Source organism: Lysinibacillus sp. RU7, assembly GCF_057837305.1.
In genome coordinates this window covers 1-19751 of record NZ_JBYQFK010000020.1, presented here as the reverse complement: position 1 = coordinate 19751, position 19751 = coordinate 1, and the positions used below count along the sequence as shown (strand labels likewise).

Below are 19751 nucleotides of genomic sequence, written 5' to 3'. Positions count from 1 at the left end.
TGGTAATTCAATCCAAAAATTTGTTTCTTATTGGGGGAGGACAGAAATGAAAGAATATAACGAGATGGTTGTTATTTTTGTTGATTTACTAGGTACACAGAATAATTCAGAATTCGAAGATAAACTATTTATACATCAAGTTTTTCACAGTGAGGTAAAAGAAAATGAATCAAGGAATCTAGATCATGTTATCTATGATCGAAAGGTATATAGCTTTTCAGATTGCGCATATTTTTTCTATTTTTATAAGGATGGGATAGAAGAAAATAGAAAAAATAAAATGAATTTGATTCAAATAGCAATGTATAATACGTCAATTTCATTATTAAGATTTCTTAACGCAGGATATTTAGTTCGAGGTGGTGTTACATTCGGCAAAGCCTATTTTGATGAACTCGGCTTTTTTGGACCGGCTGTAGAAGAAGCGTTTAGACTTGAAAGTAAATATGCTAATGTTCCAATAGTTGCATTAGATTCAAAATTAGGTGAGGAATTTAGTGTGTGGGAACTTTCTCAAACAGATATGGAAATGGTCAATCTTTTAATGACTAGCCGCCCCATGTTAGTTGAAAAGGGTAATGTTAATGAAAATGGCGTGGTTAATGAAAAGTATTTTCTTAATATTTTTTTTCAATTAGAGGGGTTGAGTCAATCGTTATTTTTGGAGACTGAGGAAGTTAATCTTCCAATTATTAAACAGAGACTGCTTGAAATTATTACAAGTGATAAAGTTAAATATAGAGAGAATATTAATGTTTACTCAAAATTAGTATGGATGGAAGATTATTTAACAACAAAACAAAATCGACTAAAACAAGGCATGGTTGGTATGGGATTTGTTCAAAAATAAAATTGTATAAGGATGCGACTATTTATACCGAACGAAATGCAATATACAAAAGGTTAAACAGCCATATTGCTGATTTAATTTTTCGTTATAAAAAATATAACAAGTAAAAATAATTACTTAATTTGTTTTATACAATTCTTATCAAAATAACGTTCCCAAATAAAAGTTTGGACACGTGATAAAAAGCCACGAACACTGTTAAATCAGCGTTTGTGGCTTCCCTATTGGTACATTGTTTATACGTTTATTTATGCACTTTTGATAAAAGTTAGTGTCAACAATGGTTGAGATGATTTCAAAAGACCGCTGCGTCATTGGTGTTACTGAATAAAAGCCTGCATATTCTTAGCGTTGTAAATCCGCATTTTTTTCTGACACTATCCCCTTTTGATTTAATTGCTTAAACTCCTGTTTATATCCTTAAATTATTAAGGGCATTGTATGCTTCCTCAATCGCATCCTGATTAACCCCAATGTATTTCAACGTAATGTATGAAGCACTATGATTAAAAATATCTTGAAGCAACGCCACATCCTTTTCGTTCTGATAAACCAGAAAGCCAAATGTCTTACGTAATGTATGTGTACCGATTTCTTTCAACTCACAGTGATGAGCAGCTTCACGCAAAATATCATAAGCACGTACACGAGTTATTGGCTTGTTCTTTCCCTGCCGTGATTTGAAAAGAAAATCATTTGGTTGTAATGTTGCGCAAAAATCATTTAATAGACGTTGCAGCTTCTTCACGATTGGTACACGCTTCCTCACAGTATATTTTTTGCTCCTTTGCTTCGCCTTCTTTGTCTTTTGCTCCACAATATAGAAATAATCCTTGCCATATACATCCTTCACACGGATCGTTAAAATATCGCTAATCCTTAATCCGGTATAAATACCGAAACAAAAGAGTAACTCATCTCTTTTATTCTTGCTGGCCAAAAACTCACGTACTTCAGAAATCTTTTCTAAATCACGTATCGGCTGAACAAAATTCATGAGGACTTCACCTCATCTTCCTGATAAACCTCAACTCGTAATGCTAAAGCTAATTTATATAATGCCTGTGCCTTCATGCGATAAAAAGTACGCTCACTCACATTCAATTCATTAGCAACTTGGTAATTAAACATTGGCACTTCTTCTAAAAATGCCATGATGATTATTTGGCGTTCCTTTTTAGTCAATTTGTAAAAGCCTCGGTTGAAGCGTTCAAAAAACTTTTCGGCTTGCTTATAATGCTCCACATTCTTAACAGCAGCGTTCTCTACTTTTGAGTTCACAGTTCCACCAAAAGACGGCATCTCTAATGTATATTTTGGTGTAATTGTAGGTAAAAGATCTTCGGGTGTCGTAAGTTGATATGTCCGATATTGTCGTAATACTTTTTCTATTGCTTTCTGTGTAGCGTTGCCGTCAATACTTTTTAAAATCTCCATTGTATATGCCTCCTCATTTACGGCGAATAACGCCATTTCGTCTTGTATAAATGTCACGACGAACACCCATTAAATCCTCAATCTCCCATTTACTAAGTTGCTCTTTTCCATTATTAAGCTTGCGATAATTTGTCGTCACCTTTTGCTTTCGATGAAGACCATGTCGCTTAAGCTCTGATTGAATCGTGCGCAATTACCTCACCACTTTCATTCCGAACTGGAATACTTATTTGAACAGTAATTCGATAAAATAAAAAAGAGGACAACAAAAGACGGCAGCTTAAAACTGCTATCAATTGTTGTCCTCCAGATGGCTGGTAGAACTATTTAGGATTTAGCTTGCAAAATTAATTTGAGACTTTCTTTTTGTTCTATATATTTATTATATAGGTCTATAAACCGTATTTCATTCTCTGAAATTTGAGAATACAAAATACCTAAGTACATTTTAATTTCATCTTCGTTTTCTATAGAGCTTATAAGCAAAGCTATTATTGTTTCTATACTTTTTAAATAATCGTTACTTTCAACTTTATAATCGCTATATATTTGATTAATAAATTCTTTATTATATACCTCATCTGATTTAAATTCATTTTCCACTTTATATGCTAAAGCTTCAAACCATTCTCTTTCTTGACTTAAATAATTTTTATATTTTTTTAAATAAATTTCGATTTTATCCTTCATTTCAAAAATTAAATCATTTTCTTCAGAACCCAAAAATTGGATTGGATTAATAGCTCCTGTATTTTGAACGTCATAAATTTCTTGTTTCAATTCTTTATTAGAAGTTAATTCTGGAATCTCCTCATCATAAATATTATAGAAAATATAATCCAAATATTTCTTTTTAAATTTTAAATACTCATAAATTTTCTTTTCTTTATATTGTTCAAGGTTTTCTTTTTCTAAACGCTCAAAAACTTTTATATACTCCTCAAATTTAGCTAATTGTTCAACAACATTATGAAATTCAAGTTCATTAAGTTCATTCAATTCCATATATATACAATAATTTATATAATTATCATTATATTCATCTAAAAACTTTTCAATGAAAAATCCTTTAGAACTATTAACTGCTAGATTGTACCTTTGATGATGTAAATTAATTAAATTAAAAAAAGTACTATCAAAAGCCTGTTTTTTCATTGTTGCATTTGTAATTTCATATTCATTTCTAGTTGCTGTAACTTCTTTTCTTTGCAAGGATAATTCCTTTTTCTGCATTACCATAGAAGAAGCAACAAATAATAAACTTGCAAATGATAGTAATCCAACAGTAGTTCCTCCAAAATAATCTCCAACAGTCCCTAATTTAGCAAAAGTGCTTGTTGTAAATTCAAAATTATTACCATATAGAATTACGAATGGTAACGTAAGGGCAAATATTACAACAAACGTTCCTCCAATTGTGATTATATTTTCAACTTTTATTATACTTTCATTATCATCTGTTTGCTTGCTAAATATAGCTACTACGGATGCAATCACTATAATTAAAATAATTACAATTACAATTGCAAAATAAAAATTAATCAAAACTCCTCAGCCTCGTCCCGCTTTACTCGTTTTACCTGACCTTGATGTGTGACGATTTTGGTTTCGGCAAACGCAGGAATCTTGGCGACTTTGTTTTTACCTTATGACAATATAATCACACAACTGTAAGGTAGTTCCATTATATCAATTACCAGCTTCCCATCAACATTTATTTTAATTCTTATATCCTCAGACATTCCACATTTACTTCGAAATGGGATACTCAAACTATCTAACAACTTGCTAAAATGAAGGGAAATAAAAAACAGCAAAAGACTGCTGCGTTTTGCTGCTATCAAATGTTGTCTTCCAGATGACTTATAGAACTATTGTTTTTCAATTTTAAAATATGCCTCGTAAAATAATTTTGAACAGATTAAATAAATATAAACAGGCATTGCCCCTATAAAAACAGCAAAAATTATTACATCTATATTATAAGTTATATTTAGTTGATTGCCTTCATTTAGTACTTTAATAAACAGTGGCATAAATCCTAAACTAAAAATATAAAGTGTGTATATCTCATATAGCATACTATATTGACCAACATACCATCGTTCAAAAAAACTAAGTTTCAATAAAAAAATTATAAAAAGCATCGTTATTATTACAGCCATTCCCATTATAATAATAGTAATAAAAATATTATATTGTGTAAAAACATCTAAAATATCTGCACCTTTATTAACAATAAGACTACTATATAATGTGGGTAAATCAATAGTATTTTCAAAAATCCCCATTATCAAGAAGGCCATTACGAAACTTATGAAACCAACTATCCATAAAAATAAGCTAAGAAGGAACATATCTAAAATTTTACCAAACGCTCGCCTTTTCTTACTTTTCAATATTCAAAACTCCTCACCCTCGTCCCATTTCACTCGTTTTACCTGGCCTTGGTGTGTGACGATTTTAGTTTCGGCAAAGGCAGGAAGCTCGGCGACTTTGACTTTACCTTGTGACAATATAATCACACAACTGTCAGGCAATTCCATTATATCAAGTGCGAGCTTCCCATCAACATTTATTTTCAATTCTTGCATTCTCATACAGACACCCCTCTGATATAATTAAATTGACGTAATCAAAGGGTTGTCCTAAATCTAAGCTACGGTTCCCGCCGTAGCCTTCTTTTTAGCTGCTTACTAATAATCCACTCAAAAATTGATAGCAGCCTATTTTATCCTTAAAGCCTAGGTGCACATCGTCGTTCTCCACTTCATAGAACTTGTCAGTTAAACGGACTGTGTGAGCTTCTATTAGAATTTCATCATCTGGCTGGAGCTGCTCTAACTTTTGATACACGGGATCATCTTGCAAACCGATGATTTCATAAATGTTTATATTGTCCATACCTTACACCTCAGTTTCTACGAGAATACATCGACTATCGATAATACAAAATCCACTAAATCACGCCATTTGCTTTTCTTTTTATGCTTACTCCTAGTCATCTTTACTCCTCATTTTTGACGGAATGTGCAGTAATAATATTCCTTCAATACCCAATTTGTGTTAACCTAAAACCATACTTCAATTAACATAAACTGGAGGGGATAAAATGTCTCATAATTTCAGCTTTTATTCACTAATTGTTTCTGCCATTTTATTTATTATCCTTGTATTCATGAATTTTTCAGGATATTGGACAGCAGACGGATTCCAACAAATTTTATATTTCATTTGTATGGTATCAGCAGTTTTCGGTGCAGGTATTGAAACAGGAAAAAAACTAAAAAACAGGAGCTGATTAGTAGTTCTAATCGGCTTTTTTACTGCACATTTTTTTCTATAACTAAATAATTTTCACAAAACGCATAATTAAACACCCTCTGTAAAGACTAAATTCAGGAGGTGAAATCCATGTCAAACAACAAAAAATCACATGAAAGATTTGGGACTGATGGTGACCAAGTTAAACAAATAATCCAACATACTGAAGCTGAAAAACGAAAAGCTTCTGGTTCGAGTTCTAATGTGGAATTTGGAAATGAGACTGATATCAAAGAAATTAATCAGAAAATCCGACAAGTTGAAACAAAAAATAAATAGTTATCAATCACAACTGGCAACTTTTATGCCGGTTGTTTTCACCTATATCTGCTACTCCTTTTGACGGAATGTTTAGTAGTCTCCGTTTTCCTTTAATACATCTTGTACATCACTATAGAAATCAGATGGTTCACCTTTTTGATCAAATTCAATTTCACACCATCTATCAGCAATTTTTTGAAGTGTTTCAGCTTGTTTAATTAGCCATTCGATGTGTTCATCTTCGAGGTTATCTTTGCCTTCATATAACTGTGATTTTCCCCATTCAAAAGCCCGCTTAGTAATTTCAAGTATTTGTTCTGCTTTCATTTCCATAAACTCACTCTCCTACACGAAATGCTTCCATCGCTAATTTCCTCACCACAAAAAATATTTGTTATATATGGAAAATATTGAAACTTCCACTCTCTTTCAAACGTATCCTCTAATTAGAAAGTGAGGTGAAATAACTAGTGGGTAAAAATACAAATATACTTTTCATAGTTCTTCTCGGTTTTGTGATTAGTTACATTTTTTCATCAGCATTCGCTTATTACGGCTTAAACACTACAAATCTACTTACTGGATTCATTATTGTTTGTTTAAGTGCCTCTACAGTTACTTTGTTCGGGAAACTGTTTCCTGAAAAAATAGCTAGAGAAAGTTAATAGCATCATTATTTTTTTAAGTTTGGGAGTGGTTATTTGTAAAACTACTCCCAAATTTTTTATTATTGTCAGTGTTTTTGTGCCGGTTGTATTGTAAATATCCGTAGCCTTTACAATGACTGTGTTTGCGCCGACTTTTAGGTCGGCCAACAAGATATTAAAAGTGAATGCTGATGGTGGGCCTTGATACACCTGTTGTGCCTCTGCTCTGTTGATGGAAAATGTTACCAGTCACATCGTTGTTATCAGCATCCGTAACGGCACCAGATACGTTAATAACATTCATATTTATTCGGATAGTTTCAGATTTTTTGTGACCTTTTTGAAATTACCGCACTACAGAAACAACTAAAAAATGTATGTAGTTTTTGTACGTTTATCTATAAGCACAAAAAACCCGTTACCTTAAAGTAACAGGCTTCTACTAAAAAAGTTAAATTCCTTATCTTTTTTTAGTAACATTTTTGCTTTGTTGTTTTTCTTTATGTGAATTCTTCATTTGTTCTTCCGTTAGATCATTCTCTTCACGTAAATCTAAATCGTCAGGACCTAATTCTACTCCAAATTCTTCTCGATGTAATTCATTTTTATTTCGCTTTTCTTTTGCCAAAGTAATCACCTCCAATTAATAAATTTTCCCTTTTGGAGTGATTTATACTTGGCTGTACTTTATTTCATCACTTCTGAAGTGTTTTTAAGGCATATTTTCGGCTAAGGATAACACCCTAACTATGCTTCTTTCTTGTCTTAGTTGTTCCACTCCCTTACATTTAGCTAGGATAGGTTCATCTAACACCTTTATATGATCTAATTCCCAAGCATAACGACCTTCTATATAATCACCAAACGCTAATTCTAAACCATCTCCCGTTTTTCCTTGTGATAAAACTGACGCATTTCCTAAATCGCACCCTACTTTGTAACAGTCAACCAAGTTCGTTATGGCGATTACAACGCCAGTTGGTAGGTCTTTATAAAATGTAATACTATGGTTTACTAATACACCTCTAATCAACAAACCTTCAAAAGCTTCTTTATCCATCGACTTACTAGCGTGAATAGCTAACGGGCCTCGATGTTTCGTCCGCCAGCTATGTGTTTCGAATTTCTTTTCACCTAAGGCAATCAGCGTTACCCAAGGCTTGTTTCATCGTGATTGCTTTGATATATACACCTTCCTATGTAAAATTGACGTATTGTTCAGTAACAAATTTGATAAAACATAATTTTTTTATTTTTAAAAGTTTAACCTATTTTTAACCTTTATAACTTATATTTCCAATTAAGGTATTTATAAACTCAAGTTTGTTAATTCCTTAAACATTTATTATCAGGAGGTTTTTATATGTCAAATCAAGATTTACAGATGGAAAGCTGGTTAACAGTAAATGATGTTTCTCTCCACCAAAATATTCAAACGCCACTTTCTTTCAACCTTGCTGCATCTCTACAAGATGCAACGCCGGTCCAAGATACTATAAGTGGAGGCTTACTTATTGGTAACAAACAAAATGAAGCGATTGATGCCAATAATAATGTAAAAAATGCACTGCAAACATTCGGTCGTTTCAGTAATGAAGTCAAACAATCGGTTCAAGTAAGTCCCATTGTTGGATTAACAACTATACTTGATATTGCAAGAATCGTTTCCAATTACAATCCTGCTTTTCCCACTGATAAAGAAAGTGATGAAACTAAAAAAGCAAGAGTAGTTGCGTACAACCAATATATCACTAAGGTGCTGCAAAATCCTTTAATGCACTTAAAAAGCAACCATGAAAAAAAATACACTAAACGAACGTCTAACTGGAACACCGCAATTGATGAAATTAGTAATTTATATGATGGCATCTCAGAAAGAGATAAAGAGAAAATTAAAGCTAGTTTAAAAGCTTTAGCAGAAGCTGCCTCTTCGAGATCGAATACAGCGAATACAGAAAATATATTTGCCCAAAATGTCATTGTCTGCAATGATGAAGAAATTGAGTTTTGTATTTATTCGAGCTCGGTTACCATGCTTTATAGTGGTGGTAAAAATACCGTAAAACAGGTTGAATTTACTCTAAACGAAACACACATTAGATTTACAAAAGAATTATGGAGTAAATACTCTGATGCTGTTTTAGCTAAACACTTAGCGTTGCTCGATGATTGGTTAACTGGTATTACTACACCTAATAGTGGTCAATCTACTCTTACTTGTTTAGTTTAAAAAATTTATCAAAAGGAAACCTAGACAATTAACGGTTTCCTTTTTTTATCCTTGATGTTCATAATCCCCTGTGCTTCACTACGTAGACGATAATCATCTAAAAGGGCAACTTGATAGAAATACTGTTCTCTTTCTATTAGCCATTTTCCATTTTTTTGTTAAGAAATATGTTTCAAATACCTATTACCTCTTATCGTGATAATATACCCCCTCGACCTCACTCCACCAAAACCTTTTGACACTCTTGTTCAACGTCAATCACTATATGTACTGCAGCTTCTGAAACTAGTGAAGTTTGTTCATTACGAATGGCAACGTATTTTATATTCGTCTACATCAGTTCTATATATGTACGCTCTAATTACGATGGAATCATATGTATCGCTATATTACGTTTCTAAAAAGAGAGCACCTTTTAAAACAACTAGCCCGTATACTGACATTTTGCGTACGCCACTTTACTAGCAAGAGTAAATTTTTACTTCCGTTTATTAAAACATATTATTTTTAATGCCCTGATCGTGTCAGATAGCGAAATCCATATACAACTTAATTTAAAATAAGTGTTAAATCAGGTCTATTTACCTAAATGACACTTATCCTCAGTTAAGTTGTATATCAAAATCGACAAATGGCGGTTTGGTCGATTTTTAAAGTGGACCTGGGATTCTTGTTATAAAAAAATCGCACGGCTTTATTTCTTTTTATTATGTTAAAGAGATAGTTATTGTTTTTTGCGGTTAACTACATCACAAAGGCGTGGTTGAATCAAGGTGGATTTTTTCAAAAAAAGCTTAATTATCTTCATTTTTCATCCATAAAGGCACTTTTCTCATCCTCCACGCTAGCTCTCCTTTTAGTAAATTTCTCTTTTTCTTAACATAGCAGCTATTCCTAGAGCGCTCCATTTTAAATGAAAACAGTCATTTTTTCGCCAAAATGTAAGCAAATAGGGCGATTCGCTAGCAAGGTGTCGATAGTTTCTCCTCTTTTGTTAAATAAGGGGCAAAACCTTATATTCTAAAGTTTCCCCACTTGCACAAAGATTAGATTTCCAGCTTTTTTGTGCCTTTTCACAATTTGTCACCGTACACAATTCTGCACCGTTTTCATTGTTATGAATGTATTATTTTGTACATTTTGGATACTCTACGAATGAGATAGGAGTGGGGAAATGAATACAAGTTATTTACAAATCGTTATTGAAACCGTCATTACGTTTTTCGTTTTGCTTGCATTTACGAGGTTTTTAGGAAAAAAGCAACTGAGTCATCTAACATTTTTCAATTACATAACAGGCATTACAATCGGCTCCATTGCAGCCAATATGGTTATTATCGACACAATCACTTATACAAAAGAATTAACAAGCCTTGTTATTTGGTGTGCACTCGCTACCTTTATTAGTTATATTAGCCTTAAATCAGGAAAAGTGCGGACAATCCTGGATGGACAACCGACGATTGTTATAAAAAAAGGGGAAATCGATCGAAAAGCTTTGTCCGCCACTAAAATTAATCTCGATGACTTAACGATGATGATCAGACAACATCAAATTTTTTCTATTACTGAAATTGATTATGCCATTTTAGAGCCAAATGGTTCCCTCAGCATTCTAAAAAAACCCGAATTTCAAGAAATACAAAAAAGCGATTTAAATCTCTCCCCTTCCCCTCCCCCATTTATACCGATTGAGGTAATTACAGATGGGAAACTATTAGAAAGAAATTTATTGGAGACAGGCATGAGTAAAGCTTGGTTGCATGAACAATTGAAAACAGCCGATGTACAGTCCATTGAACAGGTGTTTTATGCTGAAATTCAATCTAATGGGCAATTGTTTATTCAGAAAATGGATTAAGCCGTATAATCACTTTTAACTAACATATCTTTAAGTTGCGCAGCGTCTAAAACGCTGCGACTGTTTATTTTTGCATCGTGGATTTTTGTACTTCCAGTAGCTCCGAAACCGTGACAAATTTATATCCTTGCTTTTGCAATTCGGGTAAAATAGCTTCTAATGCTTTCACGGTTTGTTCGCGGTTTCCACCACCATCATGAAAAAGAATGACATTCCCTTTGTCTACACCTTTTAGTACAGTATTTACGATTTTTCCTACACCTGGCGATCTCCAGTCTTCTGTATCTTGATGCCATGACCACATGACGACTTTATACCCTTCTTGTACAATGGCATTAATCATGCCATCCGTATATTGTCCTTCAACGGGTCTGAATAAAACAGGTGAATAGCCCGTAATATTGTAAATCGCTTCATTTGCTTGTTTGATTTCTGATATCAAATTAGGAACAGTCGTTTTTATAGGATGGGTATAGGTGTGATTGGCCAATTCATGCCCTTCTTCATACATTTTCAATACAATTTCAGGATTTTTTTTAGCGTTTTCCCCTATTATAAAAAAAGTTCCTTTCGCTTCATATTTGGCAAGTAAATCTAAAATTTTAGTTGTATATTTTCGGTGAGGTCCATCATCAAAAGTCAGGGCAACTATTTTTTCTTCTGTTTGAATATCCCAAACAATATGGCCCGCCTCTTCGTAATACTTTCTCCCCTTATCAGCTGAATAACTTTCATTTACATAAAAGCTTGAGACGATTAAAATACAGAACGGTAAAAACAGAAGGATTATTTTTTTCAATGCTTCACACCCTACATAATAAATTTTGTACTTTATTATTTGTTCGTTTAACGAAAAAATGCTCTCAATTCAGCAAAATTAAATATTGGCATTTTTTCTTTCAAGTTCTGTATGATGTGTGGCATAACGACCTCATCATTTTAAGTTAAACTAAACCCTACACTCCAATTTTTCAGGACATGTTACTTTATTTTTTAAATTTAATATATTGACTAAAAAGGAGTGAGAATTTGCAATATCATTCCCAACCGTCTTTAACGAGCAATATCATTGGTGATCTGACGAAAGCTATGAATGGTGAGTATACGGCTATACATTTTTACGAACAACTAGCTAAGCTTGCCCCGACCCCAGAAATTCAAAAACGCATTCTTGAAATTAGAAAAGATGAAATGCGTCACTATCATGGTTTTGCTACTATCTATACTAGTCTTACAGGACATCCCCCATCTCCACAAATAACGGAGGCATTACCTACTGATTTTAAAAGTGGTGTGCTAGCTGCGTTTAAAGATGAACAAGAAGCTGTCGATTTTTATCACCGAGTAGCGAGGCAGTGTCATATCCCCTATATTAGTGAACAGTTTCGATCAAATGCCGCAGACGAACAAAATCATGCTGTTTGGTTTTTATTTTTTATGAATCATTCTTAATGATTGGAGAGGGTGTCATAGTTACACTCTCCGCTCATTTTTGTCCAAATGCATACTACTAAGCTATATTGTCCCATTACCATTCTCTTAGAATAAATCATGTACTGAAAGGAGTAACTCTTATGCCATGGCAATATAAAATTGGCTACTTAATAGGTCAGCCCGTTGGTGTATCTCTGTCTAACGGGCAAGGAACTTCCGGCGTTTTATGCGGCGTTTCAAATGGAAAGCTGCTTGTCCTTGAATACTTGTATCAAAGCCAATTCGCCTTAAAGCAATATGACTTTCATATGATTCAAGATGTGAACGGATTTCCACCTTGTCATATTCAATGATTATTTCAAAATAGCTTATACAAATCATTCGCAAACACGAAAAAATCCTCTACGAAGGAAAAGTCTTCGCAAAGGATTCAAAGTAAATTGAAATATACTTAGGAAACATGCCCAAAATACGGGCCCGCGCCGTTTTCATGTTGTAACATGAGCAGTTCAGATACCGTTACAAACTGGTAACCTTCTGCTTTTAATTTTACTAGCAATTCAGGTAAAGCTTCAGCTGTGGACGCATGAATGTCATGCATTAAGACGATGGAACCATTTGTAACATTGTTTGTAACAATCTCATTGATAGCGACTGGATTACGACTTTTCCAATCTAGTGAATCGACAGACCATAGAATCATAGAATAGTCATTCATCTTGGCATAGTGGACAACATCATTATTATAAGCTCCATAAGGTGGGCGAAATAATATCGGCTCAATGCCTGTAGCTATTTCGATTTTTTTATTTGCTTCGCTCATTTCCTTGATTATTTCTTGGCTTGTCGTTTTTGTTAGCTTCGGATGACTATATGAATGATTGGCAATTTCGTGACCATCGTTTGCTACTTGTGCCGCAATATGTGGATATGTTTTGACTTGCTTACCTAGCATAAAGAAGGTTGCTTTTGCACCGTGTTGCTTTAACGTTTGCAAAATTCGTGGTGTCACTTTTGGGCTTGGTCCATCATCAAAGGTCAACGCAATATATTTTCCATTCGGATCTAATTGTGATTTTTCTATACTTGTCATATGTTCTAATTGCGCATTATTTAATAGAGTAGGATGTAAATATGAACGTAATGCCTGAAGCGGGATTTCCATTTCTATTCCACCTACACTGCCGACCGCCACTTCATATTGATCAAAGAAAATGTTCAGTGTTTGTTTACTTATCGACCATGTTAAATCATCAAGATCGCTTAACTTTTCATTTAATACCTCTTCTCTTATATAGTCTTCCCGCTCCATTAATTGATCTTTTATACATGTACGGATTGTTCCTGAAGCTTGATCATTTAAATCGATGAGATCATGTAATTGTACGCTTTCGCCTACCCTCCTATTTACCGTAAACGTTTTAAAAACTTGTGTCGGCTTCCCTTTTCCACCATATTGATAAGCGGTAAATAACAAGCTATATAATTCACCCGTTGTTTCTACCCTTAAGTCAATTGTTAAATACGCTAAATTGTCGGCATTTAACATCTCGCTGTTTCGTTCTACTTCTTCGATAAATACACTTTTCTGCTGCTCCATCCATTCTTTTATAGGGAGATCTAAGCTTTTACTTTTGAATGTCGGCATACTGATCGACATTGTATATGTATTTGTTTCTTGTATTTCCGTTCTTACATTTAAACTAGCATCCTCGCTAATTTCTTCTACCTCAGCTATCTTATTAGTACCGCTAGAAGCTTCTATTGCAGGACTTACAAAATAGTAAATCGCACCGAATGTTACGGCTGAAAATAAAATAAGTGCGACCCACCCTGCCCATTTAATTCGCTTAATAACCCTCATTTCCTTACACCTTTCACTAGTCTGTATTGTTCTTCTATTAAATAGCTCCACCATGTCATATGTTTAAATACACTATCTTAACGATCCGATTGATAGCGCTCGATGCTTTAACTCCTAAAGGCTCCTTCCTTTTTCAGTATTTTATTGTCTATATAAGTTAGACGGATGACGGCGTGAAAAAGTTGAAAATAATCTTTTTATTTTTAGCGGCACATATAGAAGAAAAGAAGAGGGTTTACAAATGTAGGGGAATCCGTAATAGTAATGATAGAAAGGGCGTGAAAACATGTGTATTATCGCGTTTAGTTATAAGATGCACCCAGACTTCCCGATCATCATTGCAGCAAATCGAGATGAGTTTTACATACGTGAAACGGAAGCTGCGCATATGTGGGAAGATGCACCGCACATTTTAGCTGGACGGGACGGCGAAAAAGGTGGGACATGGTTAGGTGTTAGTCAGTCAGGTCGCTTTGTTGCGATTACCAATTATCGAAATCCCCTGCTTGGGGACACAGGAACCTATTCGCGAGGGCAAATTGCCACTGATTTTTTAAATAGCGATGAAAGGGCCGAACAATTTGCACTGAACTTACAAATAAAGCGGGATTTGTATGGACCGTTTAATGTATTGCTTTATGATGGCGACAAGCTGTTTCATTACAATAATGTGATGGATGAAGTGACAGAAGTGCAGCCTGGCATGCATTGTGTGTCAAATGCGACACTTAATACCCCTTGGCCCAAAGTCGAATTGTTAAAAGACCATTTCACAAACGTTTTAATGAATGACGCTTTTTCTGACGATGATTTATTCAATATTTTAACAAACAAGCAGCAAGCGACAGATGAGGCATTACCGTCCACGGGTGTACCCCTTGAACTCGAAAGAAAATTATCACCGATTTTCATTCAATTTGAAGGGTATGGTACACGCTGCTCAACCGTTGTCCGATTAAATCAAACCGCATGGCACTTTACAGAACGCACATTTGAACAGGGAGAATATCATGCAAGCGAACAATTTCAACTTCCTATTGAAAAGGAACTATAAGGGGGTATTCATTTGAAACAGATAGTAGACCATTTAGGCAGAAACGTAACCTATGTATTTCCACCAAAACGAATTATTTCTCTTTGCCCGGCGATTACAGAAACATTATTTCATCTAGGCTTGCAGCAAGAAATGGTGGGACGTACAAAGTATTGTATATTCCCAGAACAACAAGTAGCCCATGTCCAAACAGTTGGCGGTACAAAGCAAGTGGATTTAGCTACTATTCAATCGTTACAGCCGGATTTAATTATTATGGAGAAAGAAGAAAATACAAAAGAAATGGTGGACATGCTTGAAAAGCATTTTCCTGTCTATGTTTTTCAGGTGGAATCGATCTCAGAAGCACAGCGGATGATTGAAGATGCTGGCCAATTAGTCAATCGAGTAGAAGAAAGTAAAGCGTTGGTCCTTCAAATTGACGCAGCATTGAAAGCACTTCCAAGAAAATCCGGGAAGGCAGCCTATATGATGTGGCGTAAACCATATATGGTTGTTGGCGCTACTACTTATATTAATGATGTGCTGGAGGCGGTTGGCTTTGAAAATCCATTTACAGCTTATGAAGGGCGGTACCCTGTCGTCGATATCGAAGCGTTAAAAAATGCCCAACTAGATTACCTATTTTTATCGACAGAGCCCTTTCCGTTCGCGCAAAAACATATTGAGGAATTAGCGCTTCATTTGCCAAATACCAACATCCAAATCATCGATGGTGAAATGTTTTGGTATGGGGCTAAAATGAAAGAAGCCGTCCCTTATTTGAAACAGTTTTGGCAGTAAACCAAAAGAATTTTTATCCGCTAAAAAGCTGTTCCAAGAATGAGTCGTTTACTCATTTCTGGAACAGCTTCGTCGTGTGAAGCGATGAATATAATCCTTCGATCCCCTCGAAAGCCTCCATCAGCGTAAGAGCTTCTTCTTACATTTTCAGTTGTTTGACCAAATACCATACAACACTAGATAGTTCTTTTACTTCATTTGTATACGGAGAATCTTTAAATTCATATGTAAACGCCCGCAATAATGCATGGACCACAATTTCACGAGGTGTCTCCTTCTTAATCTCCTCTAGTAAAGCATCTGTTACATCTTGCTGTGGTTTTGTAAAATGCGGTTGCGCTTGGAACGTCTCCAATTGCTCGAGCACTTCTTCTGCTGAGACTTCGACTTTCGTAAAGGAGCCGATAAATACGCTCACATTTTGAATATCAAATAACCCTGTCCCTTGATGAATGAGCATTGGCACAATTTCTTTCATGTATTTCATCGTAGAGGTAGCGACTGCTTTCACTTCTAGTGTATTTTGATGAATCAGCTTTCCTGTAAATGATAAATGCTGCATCATGCCATAATATAAAACAGCTGCTTCAAAAGCATGATCGCGAATGTCGTCACCAAAAACTTCCACGAATCGAGTGGCAAGCCAATCTAACTCTAACACGCGATATTTTAAAACAAGCTTTTTCAGCTCCATATCACCCGAGTGTAAAATTTCTTCAAACACTCGGTCTATGCCACGTGAACGATTAATACTAGATAGCACCGTTATTTGTTCGATTAGTACATCTACATCTTGAGGGTCTTTCCCAATCATAATTTCACCACGTGCTAATGTAGCATCATAACGTGCTTGCTCTAAAATCGCACCGACACACTCATGTTTGGATGAAAAATAATTATAAAATGTCCCTTTGGAAATACTCGCCCGTTCTAATATATCCTGAATGGATGTTTGGCCAATTCCTTTTTCAACAAATAAGGACAACGCATGATCAACGACTAATTTTTTACGTTTATTCATAGTGCCTCCTTCTTTTTTTCTTTGCCTTAAGTATAACATGATACGTTGACGGAAGTAACCAACTTATACTCACGTTATTTTTCTTTGATTTTTTTGGACTTATAGTATAAAATCTTTCAAGTGAAGAAAATAAAGAATAGAAATATAGGGGGAAAAGAATGAATAGTAGCACTATAGAAAAGAAACCGCCATATTTAATGCTCGGTATTTTATTTTTTGGGGCATTTGTATCGTTTTTAAATAACTCATTGTTAAACGTTGCCCTTCCATCCATTATGGTTGATTTCGGTATGAAGGATTATGCTACGGTACAATGGCTAGCAACAGGCTATATGCTTGTGAGTGGGGTTTTAATTCCTGTTTCGGCATTTTTAATTACACGATTTAAAAACCGTACACTCTTTATTACATCAATGGCCCTGTTTACACTTGGAACAATCATGGCTGCCCTTGCACCAAGCTTCGGCTTTTTACTTGCTGGTCGTATGATTCAAGCAGCTGGCTCATCTGTCATGGGTCCGTTACTGATGAATATTATGCTCGTGAGCTTCTCTCGTGAAAAACGCGGGGCAGCTATGGGGATTTTCGGTCTTGTGATGATTACCGCACCAGCCATTGGGCCAACACTGTCTGGCTACATTGTTGAATACTATGACTGGCGTTTATTGTTTGAAATGATTATCCCATTTGCTGTCATTAGTTTAGCATTAGCCGTTTGGAAGTTAGAAAACGTCATGGATACACGTCAAACATCATTAGACTACTTCTCTGTTGTATTATCTTCTATCGGTTTCGGTGGTATTTTATACGGATGTAGTTCAGCAAGTGCGGATGGTTGGTCAGATCCAGTCGTGATCACAACGCTTGTTGCAGGTTCGATTGGTTTAGTATGGTTTATTGTGCGCCAATTCCGTTTAGAGCAGCCTTTACTCGATTTACGTGTTTATAAATACCCAATGTTTGCTTTGGCATCGGTTATTGCTATGGTTAACGCCGCAGCTATGTTCTCTGGCATGATTTTAACACCGGCTTATGTACAAAGCGTCAGAGGGATTTCACCATTAGATTCTGGTTTAATGATGTTACCTGGAGCAGTAATTATGGGGATTATGTCGCCTATTACAGGGAAACTATTCGATAAATTTGGACCGCGTGCATTAGCAGTTATCGGGCTATCTATTACAACGTATACAACGTATTTATTATCTCAATTACAGCTTGATACAACATATACACATATCGTGATTGTTTATACCTTACGCATGTTTGGGATGTCCATGGTGATGATGCCCATTATGACCAATGGTTTAAACCAATTACCAACTCGTTTAAATCCACATGGTACAGCCGTAAACAATACGGCTCAGCAAGTAGTCGGTTCAATCGGTACAGCCTTATTTGTGACGATTATGAATTCCGTTGCCACTTCTAAAGGAGCAGAATTAGCTAAAACGATGGATATGACACAAGAAAATGCAATGACCATGCTACAACAACAAGCGTTACTTGAAGGGATTCATTTCTCATTCTTAGTCGCAACCGTTGTAACCGTCGTAGCACTAGTATTATCATTCTTCTTAAAACGGGTTAATGTTAGTCCGGAAGAAATTGAAAAATTAGAAAAGCAATAAAAACAGCGCGAGTGGAAATACCACTCGCGCTTTTAGTTATTTAATACATCGGCACCTTTAGCACAATCGGTTCACCTAATTCATCATAATTTTGGTCATAGACTGGCGCTATTTTTAATTGAATACTCGCAATATCTCGCGGCTTCGATGCAAAGTCAATTACTATTGTGCCTTGCTTTTTCTCATTCGGTTTAAAATGGGAGTCAAATTTATGTGAAAATTTTGGGTTTAAAACGGTTGTTTCATGGCTATCCGCAACAACTTTAGCGTCGTCGAGGTTAAACAAAACTGGCTGTCCCCCATTATTTTCTACTGTCACTTCTAACACGGCTAACGTTGCACGATCATGCCCTTCTACCGCTTTTTTAATTTGATCATTTGCCGGAATGAGCTGCTCTAATCGTACTTCAGTTACTGTTAATTGAATTGGACCGGATGTAGCCGTATGAGCCACTACTCCAGATTCAAATAAAATATCGTGAGTCCCTAACTTATCTGTCGTCGTTTTTATGCCAACATTTGAATCTTCAATATATACTTCTTCCTCAACTGGAGCTACTGTTGCAGCAGCTGCATTTTCAAGAGGTGTCTCTTTTAACTTTTTAAGAGGGCTATCCTCGCTCATCAATAAAAGGGCTACAATGGCAATGGTTGATAAACAAACCGTGATGATACCACTTACTAGTACCATTTTACCTTTTCCCATATGATCACTCCCTATCATATTACTATTATAACTAAAAATATGTAATTTCTATAGATATAATTATCCAATGGATTAAAGTATTTTTGCTTTAAAACAAAACTTAGTATCGTAATTTCATCATATCTTAAAATTCAATAGTCATTTAGAATCATAATTATCGAAAAAGTATTCACATTCATTTATGAAAAACAGCTTATTGCATACTGGAATCATTTTTGACTTAGAATGAACAAATCCTGAAACATATATTACCATTGTGTTAACCGTTGATTTACGCTCCATTCGGCTCGCTTTCCACGGGCATGGCTTCAGCCCATACGTGTAAACTTAAGAAAAATTTCATGCAAAAAGGATTAATCCTCTCCCAATGAAGAGATAGCTAGAAGTAACATCAATCGACAGGAGAGAATTTTTCATGTTAAAGAAAACATCTATTACCTTACTACAACAGGTGTTTCAAGCGATCGGACCGAAAAAAGTCATCCAACTCGCGACCGAAAGTGGGTTCATTCAACGCCAGCGTTCACTCCATCCATTTGCCTTCCTGATGGTCCTTTTTGAATGTAAAGGTGATTTCATCAACCCCAGTTTATTTAAATTATGTGCCCTGTTTATGAAACAAAACGTCTTTTTAAGCCGAGCTGGTCT

The 19751-nt window shown here is 35.1% G+C and carries 25 protein-coding genes and 1 pseudogene; 11 read left to right on the top strand and 15 right to left on the bottom strand.

Annotated elements, in window-relative coordinates; translation table 11 throughout:
- Positions 1-46 precede the first annotated feature (46 nt).
- Positions 47-850: a hypothetical protein gene (locus AC3II9_RS14640; protein ID WP_489156578.1), complete on the top strand. Its 804-nt coding sequence runs from the start codon at positions 47-49 to the stop codon at positions 848-850.
- A 412-nt stretch (positions 851-1262) separates the two neighbouring features.
- Here AC3II9_RS14640 and AC3II9_RS14635 read toward each other — a convergent pair whose 3' ends face one another.
- From AC3II9_RS14635 to AC3II9_RS14600, 8 genes are all read right to left on the bottom strand, one after another.
- Positions 1263-1847: a tyrosine-type recombinase/integrase gene (locus AC3II9_RS14635; RefSeq protein WP_489156576.1), complete on the bottom strand. Its 585-nt coding sequence runs from the start codon at positions 1845-1847 to the stop codon at positions 1263-1265.
- Positions 1844-2287 (bottom strand): ArpU family phage packaging/lysis transcriptional regulator, encoded by a 444-nt coding sequence (locus AC3II9_RS14630; protein ID WP_489156574.1) that lies wholly within the window; start codon positions 2285-2287, stop codon positions 1844-1846. Before AC3II9_RS14630 ends, AC3II9_RS14635 begins: the two co-directional genes overlap by 4 nt.
- Positions 2288-2300: 13 nt before the next feature.
- On the bottom strand, positions 2301-2480 hold the full coding sequence (locus tag AC3II9_RS14625) for a hypothetical protein (RefSeq protein ID WP_489156572.1): 180 nt from the start codon (positions 2478-2480) through the stop codon (positions 2301-2303).
- Positions 2481-2614: 134 nt separating this feature from the next.
- A complete protein-coding gene (locus tag AC3II9_RS14620; protein WP_489156570.1) occupies positions 2615-3832 on the bottom strand; it encodes a hypothetical protein in 1218 nt (405 codons plus the stop codon).
- Positions 3829-3888 carry a hypothetical protein gene (locus AC3II9_RS14615; protein WP_489156681.1) on the bottom strand — a complete coding sequence of 20 codons (60 nt, stop codon included), beginning with the start codon at positions 3886-3888 and terminating at the stop codon, positions 3829-3831. Before AC3II9_RS14615 ends, AC3II9_RS14620 begins: the two co-directional genes overlap by 4 nt.
- A 270-nt stretch (positions 3889-4158) precedes the next feature.
- Complete coding sequence (locus AC3II9_RS14610) at positions 4159-4686, bottom strand: hypothetical protein (protein WP_489156569.1); 528 nt, start codon at positions 4684-4686, stop codon at positions 4159-4161.
- 3 nt (positions 4687-4689) lie between these two features.
- Positions 4690-4887, bottom strand: coding sequence for an XtrA/YqaO family protein (locus AC3II9_RS14605; RefSeq protein WP_489156568.1), 198 nt, complete (start codon positions 4885-4887; stop codon positions 4690-4692).
- Between the two features lie 85 nt (positions 4888-4972).
- A complete protein-coding gene (locus tag AC3II9_RS14600; RefSeq protein ID WP_489156566.1) occupies positions 4973-5191 on the bottom strand; it encodes a hypothetical protein in 219 nt (72 codons plus the stop codon).
- Between the two features lie 208 nt (positions 5192-5399).
- On the opposite strand from AC3II9_RS14600, the gene AC3II9_RS14595 reads away from it, so the two are divergent.
- Both AC3II9_RS14595 and AC3II9_RS14590 read left to right on the top strand, forming a co-directional pair.
- Positions 5400-5588: a hypothetical protein gene (locus AC3II9_RS14595; RefSeq protein WP_489156564.1), complete on the top strand. Its 189-nt coding sequence runs from the start codon at positions 5400-5402 to the stop codon at positions 5586-5588.
- A 113-nt stretch (positions 5589-5701) separates the two neighbouring features.
- Complete coding sequence (locus AC3II9_RS14590; RefSeq protein WP_489156562.1) at positions 5702-5890, top strand: hypothetical protein; 189 nt, start codon at positions 5702-5704, stop codon at positions 5888-5890.
- A gap of 72 nt (positions 5891-5962) precedes the next feature.
- On the opposite strand, the gene AC3II9_RS14585 is transcribed toward AC3II9_RS14590, so the two are convergent.
- The 3 genes from AC3II9_RS14585 to AC3II9_RS14575 all read right to left on the bottom strand — a co-directional run bounded on the left by AC3II9_RS14585 (position 5963) and on the right by AC3II9_RS14575 (position 7663).
- Positions 5963-6205, bottom strand: coding sequence for a hypothetical protein (locus AC3II9_RS14585; protein WP_489156560.1), 243 nt, complete (start codon positions 6203-6205; stop codon positions 5963-5965).
- 774 nt (positions 6206-6979) lie between these two features.
- The gene (locus tag AC3II9_RS14580; protein ID WP_489156688.1) at positions 6980-7147 is read right to left on the bottom strand and encodes a hypothetical protein; all 168 of its coding nucleotides are present in this window, start codon (positions 7145-7147) and stop codon (positions 6980-6982) included.
- 84 nt (positions 7148-7231) lie between these two features.
- Positions 7232-7663 carry an ASCH domain-containing protein gene (locus tag AC3II9_RS14575; RefSeq protein WP_489156680.1) on the bottom strand — a complete coding sequence of 144 codons (432 nt, stop codon included), beginning with the start codon at positions 7661-7663 and terminating at the stop codon, positions 7232-7234.
- A gap of 219 nt (positions 7664-7882) precedes the next feature.
- Here AC3II9_RS14575 and AC3II9_RS14570 point away from each other — a divergent pair, with 219 nt between their 5' ends.
- The gene (locus AC3II9_RS14570; RefSeq protein ID WP_489156558.1) at positions 7883-8749 is read left to right on the top strand and encodes a hypothetical protein; all 867 of its coding nucleotides are present in this window, start codon (positions 7883-7885) and stop codon (positions 8747-8749) included.
- 1174 nt (positions 8750-9923) lie between these two features.
- Entirely contained in the window at positions 9924-10610 is a 687-nt protein-coding gene (locus AC3II9_RS14565; RefSeq protein WP_489156556.1) for a DUF421 domain-containing protein, read from the top strand.
- A 64-nt stretch (positions 10611-10674) separates the two neighbouring features.
- On the opposite strand, the gene AC3II9_RS14560 is transcribed toward AC3II9_RS14565, so the two are convergent.
- Positions 10675-11409, bottom strand: coding sequence for a polysaccharide deacetylase family protein (locus AC3II9_RS14560; protein ID WP_489156554.1), 735 nt, complete (start codon positions 11407-11409; stop codon positions 10675-10677).
- A gap of 230 nt (positions 11410-11639) precedes the next feature.
- On the opposite strand from AC3II9_RS14560, the gene AC3II9_RS14555 reads away from it, so the two are divergent.
- Both AC3II9_RS14555 and AC3II9_RS14550 read left to right on the top strand, forming a co-directional pair.
- Entirely contained in the window at positions 11640-12062 is a 423-nt protein-coding gene (locus tag AC3II9_RS14555; protein ID WP_489156552.1) for a ferritin-like domain-containing protein, read from the top strand.
- A 122-nt stretch (positions 12063-12184) separates the two neighbouring features.
- Positions 12185-12397, top strand: a complete 213-nt coding sequence (locus AC3II9_RS14550) for a hypothetical protein (RefSeq protein WP_489156550.1) — start codon at positions 12185-12187, stop codon at positions 12395-12397.
- Between the two features lie 98 nt (positions 12398-12495).
- Here the strand turns inward: AC3II9_RS14550 and AC3II9_RS14545 are convergent, their stop codons facing one another.
- Positions 12496-13908, bottom strand: a complete 1413-nt coding sequence (locus AC3II9_RS14545; protein WP_489156549.1) for a polysaccharide deacetylase family protein — start codon at positions 13906-13908, stop codon at positions 12496-12498.
- A 286-nt stretch (positions 13909-14194) separates the two neighbouring features.
- Between AC3II9_RS14545 and AC3II9_RS14540 the strand changes: the two genes are divergently transcribed.
- The gene (locus AC3II9_RS14540; RefSeq protein WP_489156547.1) at positions 14195-14962 is read left to right on the top strand and encodes an NRDE family protein; all 768 of its coding nucleotides are present in this window, start codon (positions 14195-14197) and stop codon (positions 14960-14962) included.
- A 12-nt stretch (positions 14963-14974) separates the two neighbouring features.
- Entirely contained in the window at positions 14975-15745 is a 771-nt protein-coding gene (locus AC3II9_RS14535; RefSeq protein WP_489156545.1) for an ABC transporter substrate-binding protein, read from the top strand.
- A 139-nt stretch (positions 15746-15884) separates the two neighbouring features.
- Here AC3II9_RS14535 and AC3II9_RS14530 read toward each other — a convergent pair whose 3' ends face one another.
- The gene (locus AC3II9_RS14530; RefSeq protein WP_489156543.1) at positions 15885-16766 is read right to left on the bottom strand and encodes a TetR/AcrR family transcriptional regulator; all 882 of its coding nucleotides are present in this window, start codon (positions 16764-16766) and stop codon (positions 15885-15887) included.
- 158 nt (positions 16767-16924) lie between these two features.
- Between AC3II9_RS14530 and AC3II9_RS14525 the strand changes: the two genes are divergently transcribed.
- On the top strand, positions 16925-18397 hold the full coding sequence (locus tag AC3II9_RS14525) for a DHA2 family efflux MFS transporter permease subunit (RefSeq protein ID WP_489156541.1): 1473 nt from the start codon (positions 16925-16927) through the stop codon (positions 18395-18397).
- A 40-nt stretch (positions 18398-18437) separates the two neighbouring features.
- On the opposite strand, the gene AC3II9_RS14520 is transcribed toward AC3II9_RS14525, so the two are convergent.
- Positions 18438-19103, bottom strand: a complete 666-nt coding sequence (locus AC3II9_RS14520) for a hypothetical protein (protein WP_489156539.1) — start codon at positions 19101-19103, stop codon at positions 18438-18440.
- 415 nt (positions 19104-19518) lie between these two features.
- On the opposite strand from AC3II9_RS14520, the pseudogene AC3II9_RS14515 reads away from it, so the two are divergent.
- A pseudogene (locus AC3II9_RS14515) lies at positions 19519-19751 on the top strand (hypothetical protein); the annotation flags it as partial.

Excerpts from the sequence above, each read along its gene's own strand:
- AC3II9_RS14640 (WP_489156578.1), top strand. The coding sequence starts at position 47 with ATGAAAGAATATAACGAGATGGTTGTTATTTTTGTTGATTTACTAGGT.
- AC3II9_RS14635 (WP_489156576.1), bottom strand. The coding sequence starts at position 1,847 with ATGAATTTTGTTCAGCCGATACGTGATTTAGAAAAGATTTCTGAAGTA.
- AC3II9_RS14630 (WP_489156574.1), bottom strand. The coding sequence starts at position 2,287 with ATGGAGATTTTAAAAAGTATTGACGGCAACGCTACACAGAAAGCAATA.
- AC3II9_RS14605 (WP_489156568.1), bottom strand. The coding sequence starts at position 4,887 with ATGAGAATGCAAGAATTGAAAATAAATGTTGATGGGAAGCTCGCACTT.
- AC3II9_RS14600 (WP_489156566.1), bottom strand. The coding sequence starts at position 5,191 with ATGGACAATATAAACATTTATGAAATCATCGGTTTGCAAGATGATCCC.
- AC3II9_RS14595 (WP_489156564.1), top strand. The coding sequence starts at position 5,400 with ATGTCTCATAATTTCAGCTTTTATTCACTAATTGTTTCTGCCATTTTA.
- AC3II9_RS14590 (WP_489156562.1), top strand. The coding sequence starts at position 5,702 with ATGTCAAACAACAAAAAATCACATGAAAGATTTGGGACTGATGGTGAC.
- AC3II9_RS14585 (WP_489156560.1), bottom strand. The coding sequence starts at position 6,205 with ATGGAAATGAAAGCAGAACAAATACTTGAAATTACTAAGCGGGCTTTT.
- AC3II9_RS14570 (WP_489156558.1), top strand. The coding sequence starts at position 7,883 with ATGTCAAATCAAGATTTACAGATGGAAAGCTGGTTAACAGTAAATGAT.
- AC3II9_RS14565 (WP_489156556.1), top strand. The coding sequence starts at position 9,924 with ATGAATACAAGTTATTTACAAATCGTTATTGAAACCGTCATTACGTTT.
- AC3II9_RS14550 (WP_489156550.1), top strand. The coding sequence starts at position 12,185 with ATGCCATGGCAATATAAAATTGGCTACTTAATAGGTCAGCCCGTTGGT.
- AC3II9_RS14545 (WP_489156549.1), bottom strand. The coding sequence starts at position 13,908 with ATGAGGGTTATTAAGCGAATTAAATGGGCAGGGTGGGTCGCACTTATT.
- AC3II9_RS14540 (WP_489156547.1), top strand. The coding sequence starts at position 14,195 with ATGTGTATTATCGCGTTTAGTTATAAGATGCACCCAGACTTCCCGATC.
- AC3II9_RS14530 (WP_489156543.1), bottom strand. The coding sequence starts at position 16,766 with ATGAATAAACGTAAAAAATTAGTCGTTGATCATGCGTTGTCCTTATTT.
- AC3II9_RS14525 (WP_489156541.1), top strand. The coding sequence starts at position 16,925 with ATGAATAGTAGCACTATAGAAAAGAAACCGCCATATTTAATGCTCGGT.
- AC3II9_RS14520 (WP_489156539.1), bottom strand. The coding sequence starts at position 19,103 with ATGGGAAAAGGTAAAATGGTACTAGTAAGTGGTATCATCACGGTTTGT.